At 37.5% G+C, this 14,212-nt stretch carries 18 protein-coding genes and 1 riboswitch; of the genes, 6 read left to right on the top strand and 12 right to left on the bottom strand.

The window, feature by feature from the left end:
• Positions 1–55 precede the first annotated feature (55 nt).
• The 3 genes from ltrA to HWV59_RS06100 form a co-directional block, all read right to left on the bottom strand.
• Positions 56–1,330, bottom strand: coding sequence for a group II intron reverse transcriptase/maturase (gene ltrA / locus HWV59_RS06105; RefSeq protein ID WP_175638313.1), 1,275 nt, complete (start codon positions 1,328–1,330; stop codon positions 56–58).
• A gap of 558 nt (positions 1,331–1,888) precedes the next feature.
• Positions 1,889–2,014 (bottom strand): hypothetical protein, encoded by a 126-nt coding sequence (locus HWV59_RS27250; protein WP_268921750.1) that lies wholly within the window; start codon positions 2,012–2,014, stop codon positions 1,889–1,891.
• Between the two features lie 142 nt (positions 2,015–2,156).
• Positions 2,157–2,507 (bottom strand): DUF1360 domain-containing protein, encoded by a 351-nt coding sequence (locus tag HWV59_RS06100; protein ID WP_102228459.1) that lies wholly within the window; start codon positions 2,505–2,507, stop codon positions 2,157–2,159.
• Positions 2,508–2,813: 306 nt separating this feature from the next.
• On the opposite strand from HWV59_RS06100, the gene HWV59_RS06095 reads away from it, so the two are divergent.
• The 5 genes from HWV59_RS06095 (at position 2,814) to HWV59_RS06075 (ending at position 5,805) form a co-directional block, all read left to right on the top strand.
• A complete protein-coding gene (locus HWV59_RS06095) occupies positions 2,814–3,236 on the top strand; it encodes a spore coat protein (protein ID WP_102228458.1) in 423 nt (140 codons plus the stop codon).
• A 74-nt stretch (positions 3,237–3,310) separates the two neighbouring features.
• On the top strand, positions 3,311–3,592 hold the full coding sequence (locus HWV59_RS06090) for a hypothetical protein (RefSeq protein WP_102228457.1): 282 nt from the start codon (positions 3,311–3,313) through the stop codon (positions 3,590–3,592).
• A 93-nt stretch (positions 3,593–3,685) separates the two neighbouring features.
• A complete protein-coding gene (locus HWV59_RS06085; protein WP_102228456.1) occupies positions 3,686–4,192 on the top strand; it encodes a spore coat protein in 507 nt (168 codons plus the stop codon).
• Between the two features lie 383 nt (positions 4,193–4,575).
• Complete coding sequence (locus HWV59_RS06080; protein ID WP_102228455.1) at positions 4,576–5,064, top strand: CotY/CotZ family spore coat protein; 489 nt, start codon at positions 4,576–4,578, stop codon at positions 5,062–5,064.
• Positions 5,065–5,394: 330 nt separating this feature from the next.
• Positions 5,395–5,805, top strand: coding sequence for a CotY/CotZ family spore coat protein (locus HWV59_RS06075; protein WP_102228454.1), 411 nt, complete (start codon positions 5,395–5,397; stop codon positions 5,803–5,805).
• 52 nt (positions 5,806–5,857) lie between these two features.
• Here HWV59_RS06075 and HWV59_RS06070 read toward each other — a convergent pair whose 3' ends face one another.
• Positions 5,858–6,385 (bottom strand): CotO family spore coat protein, encoded by a 528-nt coding sequence (locus HWV59_RS06070; RefSeq protein WP_175638312.1) that lies wholly within the window; start codon positions 6,383–6,385, stop codon positions 5,858–5,860.
• Positions 6,386–6,604: 219 nt separating this feature from the next.
• On the opposite strand from HWV59_RS06070, the gene HWV59_RS06065 reads away from it, so the two are divergent.
• Positions 6,605–7,567, top strand: a complete 963-nt coding sequence (locus HWV59_RS06065) for an EAL domain-containing protein (RefSeq protein WP_175638311.1) — start codon at positions 6,605–6,607, stop codon at positions 7,565–7,567.
• A 33-nt stretch (positions 7,568–7,600) separates the two neighbouring features.
• Here the strand turns inward: HWV59_RS06065 and fabI are convergent, their stop codons facing one another.
• The 8 genes from fabI to HWV59_RS06025 form a co-directional block, all read right to left on the bottom strand.
• Positions 7,601–8,374, bottom strand: coding sequence for an enoyl-ACP reductase FabI (fabI, locus tag HWV59_RS06060; protein WP_102228451.1), 774 nt, complete (start codon positions 8,372–8,374; stop codon positions 7,601–7,603).
• 79 nt (positions 8,375–8,453) lie between these two features.
• The gene (gene thiE / locus HWV59_RS06055; protein ID WP_175639988.1) at positions 8,454–9,095 is read right to left on the bottom strand and encodes a thiamine phosphate synthase; all 642 of its coding nucleotides are present in this window, start codon (positions 9,093–9,095) and stop codon (positions 8,454–8,456) included.
• Between the two features lie 181 nt (positions 9,096–9,276).
• A complete protein-coding gene (gene thiD, locus HWV59_RS06050) occupies positions 9,277–10,095 on the bottom strand; it encodes a bifunctional hydroxymethylpyrimidine kinase/phosphomethylpyrimidine kinase (protein ID WP_102228449.1) in 819 nt (272 codons plus the stop codon).
• Between the two features lie 17 nt (positions 10,096–10,112).
• Positions 10,113–11,129 (bottom strand): thiazole biosynthesis adenylyltransferase ThiF, encoded by a 1,017-nt coding sequence (locus tag HWV59_RS06045; protein ID WP_102228448.1) that lies wholly within the window; start codon positions 11,127–11,129, stop codon positions 10,113–10,115.
• Positions 11,129–11,896, bottom strand: a complete 768-nt coding sequence (locus HWV59_RS06040; RefSeq protein ID WP_102228821.1) for a thiazole synthase — start codon at positions 11,894–11,896, stop codon at positions 11,129–11,131. Before HWV59_RS06040 ends, HWV59_RS06045 begins: the two co-directional genes overlap by 1 nt.
• Positions 11,897–11,901: 5 nt before the next feature.
• Positions 11,902–12,105: a sulfur carrier protein ThiS gene (gene thiS, locus HWV59_RS06035; protein WP_175638310.1), complete on the bottom strand. Its 204-nt coding sequence runs from the start codon at positions 12,103–12,105 to the stop codon at positions 11,902–11,904.
• Positions 12,106–12,109: 4 nt separating this feature from the next.
• The gene (gene thiO / locus HWV59_RS06030; RefSeq protein ID WP_175638309.1) at positions 12,110–13,228 is read right to left on the bottom strand and encodes a glycine oxidase ThiO; all 1,119 of its coding nucleotides are present in this window, start codon (positions 13,226–13,228) and stop codon (positions 12,110–12,112) included.
• Positions 13,225–13,833 (bottom strand): thiamine phosphate synthase, encoded by a 609-nt coding sequence (locus HWV59_RS06025; protein ID WP_175638308.1) that lies wholly within the window; start codon positions 13,831–13,833, stop codon positions 13,225–13,227. The genes thiO and HWV59_RS06025 overlap by 4 nt, the downstream gene beginning before the upstream one ends.
• Before the next feature lie 76 nt (positions 13,834–13,909).
• Positions 13,910–14,019: riboswitch (TPP riboswitch) on the bottom strand.
• Positions 14,020–14,212 lie beyond the last annotated feature (193 nt).

Here is a 14,212-nt window from a genome sequence, read left to right as displayed (position 1 = left end):
TATTTTCGCCCCTCTCACACCACCGTACGTACGGTTCCGTATACGGCGGTTCAATTTATATTACAGTGTGTACTTTTAGATAATGATCTAAAGCAGAGGGAAGACCCCTCTGCTTTAGTCTTTTGTTTGAGATTGCTCTTTGAACAACTTTCGATAAACCGATGTATCGATAACCTCTTCGACAGAAGGTTAATCCCTTCGCCTCTCCCTCAGGGATTCCTAATTGGATAAGCGATTTGATTCGTTTCTTCGATACCTTCCATTGCTTCCATATGATGACTCTAATTCTGGAGCGAAGCTTCTTATCTATCTCAGTCATTGCTTTTTTCATATTCGAGATTCTAAAGTAGTTTACCCACCCAAGTATGACTTGTTTTAGTTTTAAGGTTCGGTAGTCTAGCGAAACACTCCAATTTCGCTTTGTTAATTTTCGAAGCTTCCTTTGAAATTTTTGTATTGACGTTGAATGGGGTTTTACTTGGTATTTCTCATTCTTAAAATCGTAATAATATCCAAATCCTAAGAATTTCAAATCTTTTGGACGGGAGATTTTACTCTTTTCTCCGTTGACTATTAACCCTAATTTATTTTCTATAAATCTCACAATTGATTCCATCACTCTATTCGCTGCTTTCTCACTCTTCACGAAGATTAGGGCATCATCAGCGTATCTCACGAATTGGAGTCCTCTACTTTCTAGCTCCTTATCAAGTTCGTTCAACATAATATTACTAAGCAGTGGGCTTAGGTTTCCTCCTTGCGGAGTTCCAACTGGTGTTTCTTCATATTTCCCATTCACCATAACTCCACTGACAAGATATTTCCTTATTAGGGAAATGACATCTCCATCATCTATTGTATTAGAGATGATCCGCATGAGTTTATCGTGATGAACTGTATCGAAAAATCTTTCAAGGTCAATATCCACAATCCAATCGTATCCATCATTTAGAAATTCCAAGCTTTTAATAATTGCCATCTCACAACTTCTTTTTGGTCTAAAGCCATAACTGAATTCACTGAATTGCTTTTCAAATATTGGACTGAGAACTTGATGAATGGCTTGTTGAACTACCCTATCCACTACTGTTGGTATTCCCAATTTGCGCATCTTACCATTTTCTTTTGGGATCTCCACTCTTAAGGCAACTTGTGGTTGGTACTTTCTTGTTCTGATGCGCTGACGTAGCTCATCCTTGTTCTCTCTCAGATATTGTTTCAGTTCATTGACCGTTATTCCATCGACCCCACTAGCACCTTTGTTTTTATATACACGCAAGTAGGCTTCATTCATATTTTGATTACTTAGAATTTGTTCTAAAAGTTCCACACTCGTTTCTCCTTTCCTCTCACGTAGTAAGTGATAGCTCCATTTTGGTTATCTTTTGAGGTACGCTCATACTTTCACCATTAACACATTCGGAGTATGTCACTTACGCATTCGTGGTGTTGAAACACTATAAATTGTTCAGCCCTTCATGAAATTACTTCACTACTATGGCTTCTGCTGACTTCTTGCGGCTAACCTTTTTCGACTGTACCCTTTGTACATCCGCAAGATCTCCCAGGGTAAGACAACCATCTTTCCTCTTTTACTCGCCTGATCTACTTTACAAAGTTACGCACATCTTTTGGACTTTAACTTGTTTGGGAGTCTTATCCCTTTGTAAAGCCTTAGTATCAGATTTCTGTTCGTCGAGCCAAGATTTTATTCCACGCTTCCTCCAGCCCTTATCTCACGATAAGTACCTTGCGCTTCCTTAGTGGTTGGTCGATGTGTACCCCCACAGTGGACTTTCACCACCTAGATAGTTGCCATGCCTGGCACACCAAAAAAAGAGACTACTTTTTTACATAAGTAGTCTCACCATTCAAACCCTATAAAAAGCTACACTCGTTTTTTTCTCTTTCCACAGCCGCAGCCACTCTTTTTTACCTTTTTAGGTTTTGACACAGAGATCGATTGATTCGAGTTAGTCGGTCTTCCGGAAGGATTCAAGTTTGCCTTTTTCATGATTATCCCACCTTCCTATCGATATAATAAAGCCCTTAGACGTTTTGCAAATGAACCTGTTGGATCATTTTAACGTCCGCAGTGATTTAGCTTTTATATCTCATCTTATGTGTAAATAATTTTATGTTTCTATGTGTTTTGCCTATTCTACTAATTTGCCTACGATAGATTCGATAATTCCAGCTAAGCCTGCAATGGCCAAGATCAAAATTAATGGTTCGGCTCCTGCCGGCCAAAGCCACCACATTCCAAATAGTAATGCTGAACACCAGACTCCCGTACACCAATAGCAGCTTAATAGTTCACCTATCCATGCCCGCAATCCTTTTCCTTTAATCTCAATATAAATTTCGGTTTCACCGTTTTCATTTATCTCTTCAACTTCCTTATGAAAAGGACTACGAATAAAGGTGGTGATTTTATCATAAACCAGTAATCTTGTTAACCGAAAGGATGCCATTGCCAAAATCAATAATTCTATCCATGTGACCATCCCCTCCCACCTTTCTAATCATAATCTTCTATACATTATGAAAGGATTTTCGTTTTATGAACTTGGACGAGTTAATTATTTTATTGTAGGTATATCCCTAAAATAATCATTTGTCCATCAGCATTTATAAGAAAAATGGGTGCAAACCTGTATGTTTGCCTCATTCAAAACCTAGTGAATCTGCATTATATACAAGTAAAAGGGAACACGGCATACCTCACGATTTCTTTCTCCCCAAACGTCCCATCGTAACGGTTCATCATTGTGTTCCCTTTTTACCTCTTATCGTGAAAGGAGTGAATTTGGATGTCAACTAGATGGTCTGCGCTAGATGATTGCAAATGTAAACATGAGAAATCAAACACAACACAAGATGCTGTACAAACAAATGAAACAGTTCAAGTTTCAGAAGAATTTATCCACATTAAAGATTCTTGCAACATTGATATTAAATCAACAGACACACAAGTTGCTGTTTCATTACAAGCAGCAATTCAAGTAGCGATTGCATTAGTAATTAACCTAACAATTGCTGACAGTGCTCGTGCTGAACAAGTAACTCAGGATTTGTTACAAAACTCTGTCATTAGGCAAGCAAATAAACAAAAAGTCATTATCGAGAACTCCCGTGACGTTAAAATTACGACAACTGATACAGATGTAGCCATTTCTCTCCAGGTTCTAATTCAAATTTTACTAGCATTGTTAGTATCAATTGATATCCTATAAAATGGCCAAAAATATATATGGGGAAGGGTTAGCTATGCGCTAATTCCCCTATCCATTTATGGAGGTGAACAACATTGTCAAATGAGAAATTAAATCTTCAAGACATCTCCCAAACAATGATGCAATTATTCGTGCAGGATGTTTTAAGCAAAAACAACATTTCAGATGAAAATAAAAAGAAGTTAACCGACGATCAAAAGGAACAACTTAAAAAGGTTGTAGCTGATCTTCAAGCACAAGTGAATGAATTTGTTAAAGGAGCTCAAGCAAAAAAAGAAGAACCTGAAAAAGTTGCGGAAACTCCAAAAAACATGACACTACGTGACATGTTAAAAAATAAAAAGAAAGACAAATAAACTAAAAATGGGTAAAAACACCAGGATGTTTGTCTTATACAAAAAAAAAATCCTGACATTTAATAATAGTACATCGAAAGGAGGAAATAAAACATGCAAGCAAAACCATATGAGTGGGTAGCATTAGACAGAAATTCTTGTCATCCAACACACTGTGATTGTCATCATCACAACAACAACAACAACGAGGTGGCTGGAGCAAACGTTGGCAACTTCTTTGGTGACGATGCTCAAGTATCACAAGTAGCTAATCAAGTTAGTGAAACAGAGCAATTTTCTTCTGAAACAATCATCGTAAAAGATTCTTGTGACATTGATATCAAATCAACTGATACTCAAGTAGCTGTTTCCCTTCAAGTAGCACTTCAAGTGGCAATTGCACTTGTAATCAACTTGACAATCGCTGACAGCGCTCGCGCAGAACAAGTAACTCAACAATTATTACAAGAAGCTGACATGAAACAAGTTAACAAACAAAAACTAGTCATTGAAAATTCTAAAGATGTAAAAGTAACAACTACTGACACTGACGTTGCAATCTCACTTCAAGTACTTCTTCAAATCTTAATCGCATTAGTAGTCAACATCGACATTTTCTAATGACAAGAAGCAGGCATAGTCCTGCTTTTTTTCTTTGGCTATTTTCACATAATGTGTTGTTTTTTATGTAGTGTTAAAGGTGGAATTTAGTTCGTTCTATTGGCTGAAGCCACTCCAAACGACGAGGAGCTCACTGCACGCTCCACGGAAAGCGAGCATCCCAGAGCTGCAATCAACCAGCACAACACTTATTACTTTAACAGCATAGTATACAGAAACTTGTTTTTAAAAAGACAAGTTTCACCCCTATTTTTAATACATTCACCTAAAAACTTTCTAGATGAATGCATACAATATAGACGATAACCCACACCAACTAGTCATTTCCCACATAGTCTGTTAAGGACTAAAGTCAATAAATCATTTAAGGAGATGACTATTCAATGGGTTGCAAAGATAAAAGAGATAGAGACAATAATTGCGTATGCGAAGCTGTTGAACAAATTTTAGCTGAACAAGAAGCAGTAGAAGAAATTACATGCCCAACTAGCTGCTTCAGTAATTTATTAGGCCCTGTGGCTGGTCCGCAAAGAGACACAATTCCTTTCATCCTTTACGGAAAAAAAGGTGAACTCTTCAAAGCATTCGGTAATGTTGGTGGATTCACTGGAGACATGGCTTGCTTCCAAACAATCTTCTTCCGTGTAGAAGCTGTTGAAGATTGCTGTGCAACATTATCATTATTACGTCCTGTAGACGTTGATGGTAATACGCTAAGCGTATGTAATCCTTGTGACGAAGATTTCTTCGGTCTAGAAAAAACTGACTTCTGTATCGAAGTAGACTTAGATTGCTTCTGTGCTATCCAATGCTTATCACCAGAATTAGTGGACCGCGTTGCAGACGAAAGAAAAAAACACCACCGCAAATAATAAGATGATCATAGACTGCTGAACAATCAGCAGTCTTTTCTTTTTTAGAAAGGCTATTTTCGCTAAGTTTGTTGCTTATGAATAATTATATACTTCTATAGTGGAATGGAGCGGAAGACAATCGACTCCTGCGGGAAGTAGAGGAAAGCGATTGTCTGAAGCGCATTGGAACGAACTAATTACGAATCTTTACTGCGTTAAAAAACAAAAGCATGCGAAAACAGCCTTTAGAAATGAATGATTCACCAAAAATATACCCTTTCCCTAGAACCAATTTACGAATTGAATCTTATACTATTAATAAGAATTATTGGTGGGAGGGATATCAAAATGGGACATAAAAATGCCTTTAACTGTGTATGTGATGCGGTAGAAAACATACTGAAGCAACAGGAAGCTGCCGAGGATGTAAAATGTTCAAGCTGTTATTCAAACCTTCTTAATCCTGTCAAAACACTTGGGGATACGATACCCTTTATCTTGTTAAATGAAAAGGGCGAGCCTTTTAAAGCATTTGGTCATGTTGGCGGAGAATGCTTTGAAACAAACTTTTTCAGAGTCGAACATATTCACCATTGCTGTGCAACACTTAGACTCCTACTTCCACTCGATTGCCACGTGCATGCAGCTCATAAAATTTGTGACGTAACAAAACTAGTAAAAACAAGAAATTGTGTTGAGGTTGACTTAAGCTGTTTCTGTGCGATCCAATGCTTATCTCCTCGTCTACTTGTTGATTAAGCAACGAAAAAAGTTAGACACCCAAGTGCCTAACTTTTTTTATTTAAGTACATTAAAAACCTAACAAATTAATTTCTTTAATTTGGTTTAACGGTATGTCTAACGGCTTGGAATGTGTTAACGAACGGATTGTTACAATCTCATTTTCTTCTGTCATAATGACACCGCGATACGTTTCTTCAACTGTTTTTATTTGACATAGTGTTCTAGGCATATTCTTTGGCAAATGTTTAAAAAACTCAATTTTTTCTTGAATATTCATTTGTGTAATTGGTTTTCTTTGTTTTCGATATTGCTTAACTGTAGGTTCTTCCTCTACCTTTAGCTCCACCTGCTCTTCTTCCTGAATCTCAACAACTGTACTTACATCAACAGCTGACCTGACAGCTGGTTGGGATTTAGCATCTACTACTTCTTCAATTTCTGTTTCCACAATATTTTCTGCCTGCTTTGGGCTTTCCGCTACTTTTCTTTTTGCTTTTTTCACAACATACGATTGCATATTTACATGAACACCATCTGAATCAGGTTGAACAATATACATAAGGGGTTTCATTTTGTAACTTTGCTTATTAGCCATTTTCTTTCCCTCCTAAAGCATAAGTCTACACACACATGTTATGCGGGAATACTAGGTAATGTGCCTATTTTCTTTGAGAGCTGAAAAATCTATTTCTCTAATAAAAACTAAATTTAACATTGGATTAACTTTCCCTTAACAATCAAATGGTATTGTCGAATTAGGCAGAAAAAGATATTTTCTAAACACCTTTGATGTTTACAAAAAGGAGAATTTTTTATGAACAATGCACGTCATTATTTTCCGGGCAAAGAGACAGAATTAAAAATAGAATTGGAACGAATTCTTCACGATAAGCTTCTAAGCATCCACTTCCAACCAATTGTCCATTATCATAGCAACACAATCTTTGGATTTGAAGCATTATCTCGCGGACCCATTAACAGTCCATTTTATCGCCCCGATTCTTTATTCCCCTATGCAGAAAAGGAAGGTCTGTTATATTCACTTGAAAAAATAGCAAGAGAAAAAACATTTGAAGCAAGTAAGGGCAATCTACATAACCAAAAACTTTTCATTAATTTAAATGCTTGCGTCATTTATGACAGACAATTCAATCCCGGTCATACAATTTCATTGCTAAAACAATATGAAATTGAGCCGCAAAATGTTGTATTTGAAATAACGGAAAGAAATGCAATCAATGACTTTGAGGCATTTAGAAATGCGCTCAATCATTATCGGGAGCAAGGCTTTCAAATTGCTGTAGATGATGCAGGTGCCGGATATTCTTCCTTGCAATCCATTTCAGAATTAATGCCGGATTACATTAAAGTGGATCGCTCTTTAATTCGCGGGATTGACTTTAATGAAGTAAAATCAAATATATTAGAAGCTTTTGTTACGTTTGCCAAGAAAATGAACAGTAAGATTATTGCTGAAGGAATTGAAACAGAGGCTGAGTTAAAAAGAGTGATGAGTTTAGGGATTGAGTTCGGACAGGGCTTTTTTATTGCAAAACCGGGATCCACCTTCCCTGCTATAAATGAGTATGCAAGAGAATGTATAGAAGTAGCCAATCCAAATAGAAAAAGAAAATCGGTCATTGTTGATGTCGCAGATGAAATTGTTCTCGTCCAAAATGGAACCATATTAAAACGCCAACCAGCTAAAAAGCTGTTGTCCGGGAACAACATTACTGAAGACAATTTTTCCATACTCCAAACAGAAAAAGCGACTTAACTACATACTAAGTCGCTTTTTCTTACATTTATTTTAAGCTAAAATATGGTATCCTGAGTCAACATGGAGATTTTCTCCAGTCATTCCACGTGATAAATCACTGAATAGGAATAATGCAGTATCTCCAACTTCTTCCGGAGTTGTTGTACGGCGAAGAGGAGAACGTTCTTCAATATCTTTTAAGATTGAGTTAAAGTCACTAATACCTTTCGCAGAAAGAGTACGAATTGGACCAGCGGAAATCGAGTTCACACGAATACCATCTTTTCCAAGGTCACTTGCTAAGTATCTTACACTAGCTTCTAAAGAAGCCTTTGCTACACCCATTACGTTGTAGTTAGGCAATACTCTTTCTCCACCAAGATATGTTAACGTCACAATGCTGCCGCCGTCTGATAAAAGACCTCTCGCTTCCTTAGCAACAGCTGTTAAAGAATAAGAGCTAATGTTTTGTGAAAGCAGGAATCCGTCACGAGTTGTGTTTAAATATTCACCTTGAAGCTCTTCTTTATTCGCAAATGCGATACAATGTGCAATTCCGTGAATGACACCAACTTGTTCCTTAATTGCTCCAAAACAAGTTTTAATTTCTTCATCACTTGTGATATCACAAGGTAGTACAAGTGAATCATTACCTTCTAATGTTTCAGCTAAATCACGAACAGATTTCTCAAGACGCTCACCAGCGTATGTAAAAATCAATCGTGCTCCGGCATTATGTAAAGAACGCGCAATTCCCCAAGCAATACTGCGTTTATTGGCTACTCCCATTACGACAATATTACGTCCTTTTAATGATAAGTTCATGTAGATCCTCCTTATATTAATACATGTTATTAGTACCTGGTTATAATTATAACACTGATTTAGAAAAAGTGCTATTGCTTCATTTTAAGGAATAAAAAGCTGCTGCAGCATGTTTCGGTGAATCAGCTCCACTAATTGCACTTATAACAGCAACACCATTTGCTCCTGCCTGATAAACAAGTTTTGCACGATCAAGGGTAATTCCCCCTATCCCGACAATTGGAATATGATCCAAGCCTGAACTTCTAATTTTTTTAATTAAATCTGGGCCCACCACTTGATGTGCATCCTTTTTAGTGTTGGTGGGAAACATCGGCCCTACACCAATATAGTCTGCTCCGTCTTTAACTGCCTGTTGTGCTTCTTCTACAGAATGTGTAGATATTCCCAGCCACATATTCTGGCCAATTTGTTTCCTTGTTAAATATGGATCACCATCGTCTTGGCCAATATGTACCCCGTCTGCATGAAGTTCAAGGGCCATCTCAATATCATCATTGACAATAAACGGAATCTTATTCTTCTCACATAGGTGTCTTAATTTTTGTCCTAAATACAAACAGTCATTTCCTTTTAAAGCCTTATTTCCTTTTTCCCTAAATTGAAATAATGTAATTCCTCCTTTAATTGCTTCAGCCAGTGTCTTTTCCGGATCAAACATACGACAATTTGCCGATCCCATGACAAAATATAGTTTTAATGATTTAGACACATTCACGATTATGTCACTCCTATTAGAAAAACACGACTTACCGCCAAGAATGGCGGAAGTCGATGTCTTTTCTTATACTTTATTCCTTTAATACAGTTAATCATTCTTAGCGTATAAAAAAACTGACCCCTCACATACACTGGCAACTATACTTAGATTGCCTCGCCTAATTTAGGAGTCAGTCCTATTTTTATTTTGAACTAAATATAAGATTGTTTTTTCGATATGCCCAATGGTTTGTCGGACCATGACCTCCACCAATTCCCAGTTGGTCATCGATTGCTGCCTGTATAAATTTCTTGGCAGTTTCTACTGCTTGGGGCACCGTTTTTCCTTTGCTTAATTCCGCTGTAATCGCTGCTGCAAATGTACATCCGGTCCCATGAGTATGCCGTGTCTCTCTTCGTATACCTTCAAATGATTCAAAGCTGGTTCCATCATATAAAAGATCAATCACGACTTCTCCTGTAAAATCATGGCCACCCTTGATCATGACAAATTTAGCGCCAAGATCGAAAAGCTTTTTAGCAGCTTCTTTTTTATGCTCAAGTGTTTGAATGCTCATTCCTGTTAGAACTTCTGCTTCAGGGATATTCGGTGTAATCACTTTTGCCAAAGGTACTAAAGCTGTCAACAGAGCACTAACCGCTTCCTTTTCCAAAAGTGACTGTCCACCTTTTGCGATCATAACCGGATCGACCACAACATTCTTCCAACCATAATACTGAATGCGCTCTGAAACTAACTGAATCATATCTGCATTAAAAAGCATTCCTGTTTTTAAAGCGCCCGGCTCCAAATCAATAGCAACAGAATCAATCTGGGCTTTTAACGCATCTAAGCTGAGCGGATATACACCTTGAACTCCTAATGTATTTTGGGCTGTCACAGCCGTAATCGCTGACATACCAAATACACCAAGCTCCTGAAAGGTTTTTAGATCTGCCTGAATTCCTGCTCCTCCTCCAGAATCAGATCCGGCAATTGTAAGCGCTCGAGACACTGTCATGTTTCTACCTCTCCCTACTATCCAACATAGCGGTGGTAAATCTTCTTCGCTTCAGCTATATCCTTTGTACCATGAATTAAGGCGCGGCCATCTTTAAACAAGACGATTCTATGCTCACCAAATGTAAATGACATTAAGAATGGATTTTCTAAAAATGCATCTGCAAGAGGCTTCACACGTTGACCAACTTGTTCAAATGAAAATTGCTTTGTTTCACTTGGTCTAATTTGCACAGTATCTCTTCCACAAAGAACCGCAGCCTTTGTTTCCATTTCAGCTGTAAGGTAAGGATATACCGGATTTGTTCCGCATGTCGGGCACGCATTATTTTTTAAACGATCCATGTTGATTGACGAATATTGGTTTTTCCATAAATCAAAGGATACAAGCTTTCCACGTCTATTTTCTTCATCTCCCACAAGAAGCTTTAACGCTTCTGTTGTTTGGTGGGAAGCAACCATGCTGACAATTGGAGAAATAACTCCGACAGTATCACATGTCATCCCATCAAATGGAATATGTTTTAATAAACAGTGCAAACAAGGTGTTTCATGTGGAATAATCGTAAAAGATAAACCATAACTTCCAACAACACCACCATAAATCCATGGAATTTCATGTTTTAATGCAACGTCATTAATCAATAATCTTGTTTCAAAATTATCAGTGGCATCTATGATTAAATCCACATGCTCAGCAAATTCTTCAATATTGGCAGATGTTACATCCTCAACAAATGAATGTACTTCCACTTCTGAATTTATTTTTTTAAGATGAAGCTTTGCCGCAACAGCTTTAGGAATGCGTTTCTGTGCATCATCCTCTATATAAAGCTGTTGACGCTGCAAATTGCTCCATTCTACATAATCACGATCAACAATTGTTAGTTTGCCAATCCCGGCCCGAGCTATCATCTCCGCGTTTGCAGTACCTAATGCACCTGCACCAACAACTAAAATATGTTTCTTTCGTATTTGCTCCTGACCTTTTTCTCCGATCGGAGAGAATAATATTTGTCTAGAATAGCGTTCCATTAAGTCGTAATCATTCCTTCTGTTGGACTACTTGCGATAGCATAGTCTTTTTTAGCTATTCTACCAGCTTCATACCCTAATCTGCCAGCTTCAATAGCCAGCTTCATTGCAACAGCCATTTTCACAGGATCTTTTGCAGCAGAAACAGCTGTATTTAAAAGGACTCCATCTGCACCGAGTTCCATTGCCAATGCAGCATCTGCAGGAGAGCCAATTCCGGCATCAATGATAACAGGAACCTTTGATTGCTCAATAATAAATGATAGATTAAGAGGATTTAATAATCCCTGACCAGAACCTATTGGTGAAGCACCAGGCATAATAGCATGAACACCTAATTCTTCTAATCTTCTTGCCAGCACAACATCATCTGACGTATAAGGTAAAACAATAAATCCTTCCTCAAGCAGCATTTCACTAGCCTTTAATGTCTCAACAGGATCGGGAAGTAATGAACGGTCACAACCGATCACTTCTACTTTAATCATGTCACATAGTCCTGATGCTTTTGCAAGCTTCGCAATTCTCACAGCTTCCTCAGCTGTTTTTGCTCCTGCCGTATTTGGTAATAGTGTATATTTTGATACATCTAACTGCTCCAGAAAATTAGGCTGTGATTCTTCAAAAATATTCATTCGACGAACGGCAAATGTTAAAATCTCTGCTTCTGACTGAGCGACTGCCTCCTTTTGGATATCGAATGATGGATATTTTCCTGTCCCTAATAATAATCTTGATTGAAATACTTTATCTGCAATTTTTAACATAACAATCATCCTCCTCCTACAAAATGAACTAATTCAATTTCATCACCATGCTGAATGGTTGTTGAATCATATTGATCTTTTAAGATAATTTCGCGATTATGTTCCACGATGACTAAACGATTTTCTAACTCGTAAAAAGCTAATAACTGCTGAACTGTCTTAACATCTTCCTTTAAATTAACGAATTCTCCATTTAGTTTTATACTCATCATATCACCTCACAGATTGTGTTAAATTTCTTGTTATGGAGAAAGCCCTGACATAATTTTCATCTATCTTTCTCTTTAAAATAAAGTCTCTAATCATTGTCCCTGTTTGAGGGGCAAGCAGAATCCCATTTCGGTAATGTCCTGTTGCGAACAGGATGTTATCATCTTCAGGATGCAGGCCAATATATGGTTTTCCATCTTCTGACTGTGGTCTTAATCCAGCCCAGGTACTTACTAGCTGTGCTGAAGATATACTTGGCATTAACGGGGTGATCTTCTCAATTAAAGCTTGAATCCCACCTAAAGAAGGTGTTGTACTCCAATCATCCTCCACCATTGTTGCACCAATAACAAACCTTCCATCACCTTTAGGAACAATATAGCAATGATCATAAAAAATCGTCTTTTCCAAATGCAGTGTATTACTTTTCACTGCCAAGCATTCACCTTTTACTGGTTTCATACCATTTGGTAATCCCAACTGTTTAAAGAAATAGCCGCTCCAAACACCATTCGCTACGACCACTTTATTACAAGTAAAATCTCCTTGTGGTGTGCAAAGAACATAATCATTTACTGATGTTTTTTGGATGGAATGAACAGGAGCATTCTCGATAAATGTTGCACCTAGTAAACTAGCTGATTTTGTAAATGCCTTACAAACATGGATTGGTGAAACATGCCCATCCTCTGGAATATGTAGTGCTCCTTCAATTTCATTTGATACATAAGGTTCATTTATTAAAACTGTTTCTTTTGTGTGCCATTCAAGTGACTCATGGTGATGAACGGCTTGTTTTAATGACATTACTTCTTCTAACGTTTTAGCAACTTTATACATGCCTTTATCAACTAGTTGAATATGAATCTGTGATAAATCTAAAAGTTCGTCTTGTAAATGATGGTATTGTCGTTGACTTTCCTTTGCAAATTGGAAAAACGCATCATTCTGTTCGAGTTCAGAATTAGCCCCAAGCATTCCCGCTGCCGCACTTGTCGCGCCAGATCCTCCTTTATCACGTTCCAATACAAGGACAGAGACACCTTCTTTTGCTAATTGGTAGGCAATCGATTGACCAATGATTCCGCCACCAACAATTCCTACATCATAGTGTTTGCTCATTGTATCTCTCCTCTATTACTCTTTTCTTTTAATTTTATTAACGCCTGCTTTGGGTCTTTGTTCTGCATGATATAAGACATAACCGCTACTCCATAAACATTTGTTCCTTTTAGCTGATCAATTGTCACTGGAGTAATTCCCCCTATTGCTATAACCGGGACCTTGACGTTTTCACAGATTATCTTTAACTGCTCAACACCTCTTGGTAAAAGGTCAACCTTACACGTTGTCTCGAAAATATGTCCATATAATAGATAATCTGCGCCCTCTTTTTCACATTGAATCGCTTCTTCTAATGAATGAATAGATCGTCCGATTCTAAATGCGGGCCTGTATTTTTTTACTTCCTGAATCGAAAAACTATGGCTTGGTAAATGGAGATTAGGTATGTTTTGTAATATAGCAACATCCATTCGATCATTTATGACGAGCTTTTCCTTTTGTACACCTTTTGCCACTAATTCAGATACAAGCAACATTATGTCTGAAGCTGATTTTGTTTTTTCACGTATATGGATATAGTCTACTTCATTGTGAATAATAGACAATCGCTTTATCAGTTCAGCGATGGTTTGCTTTCCGTCTGTTATGACATGAAATTCCATTACAATCACCTTGTTCTTTATAGCAAATAAAAAAACCACTTTTCGATAGAAAAGTGGTTTTACATACATATATGTATTATGCTGTAATCCACTTCCCTACGCTGGTATGAACCAGATCAGGTTATAAGGGTCTTAAAGAATCACTTTAATCTCAGCCCATTGTATAGGGCTCCCCTAGCGGTTATTTGCCAATATTCATTTGTTATTTAGTATTATCATACCAAATGTGTGAAAACTTTCAAGAAATTATTTTATTTCTAATAGATGTTTTCGCATACTTAGATATTTATTATTAAGTTAGAAGTAAGATCAGATCGTTTCATTGCGCTGCAGACACTCGCTTTCCGCGGGGAGGAAGCTGAGCCCTCCTCGGCTTCGC

This window comes from Metabacillus schmidteae (genome assembly GCF_903166545.1).
Classification (GTDB): Bacteria; Bacillota; Bacilli; order Bacillales; family Bacillaceae; genus Metabacillus; species Metabacillus schmidteae.
The sequence above is the reverse complement of the archived record's forward strand: the minus strand, read 5'-3'. Positions and strand labels throughout refer to the sequence as shown.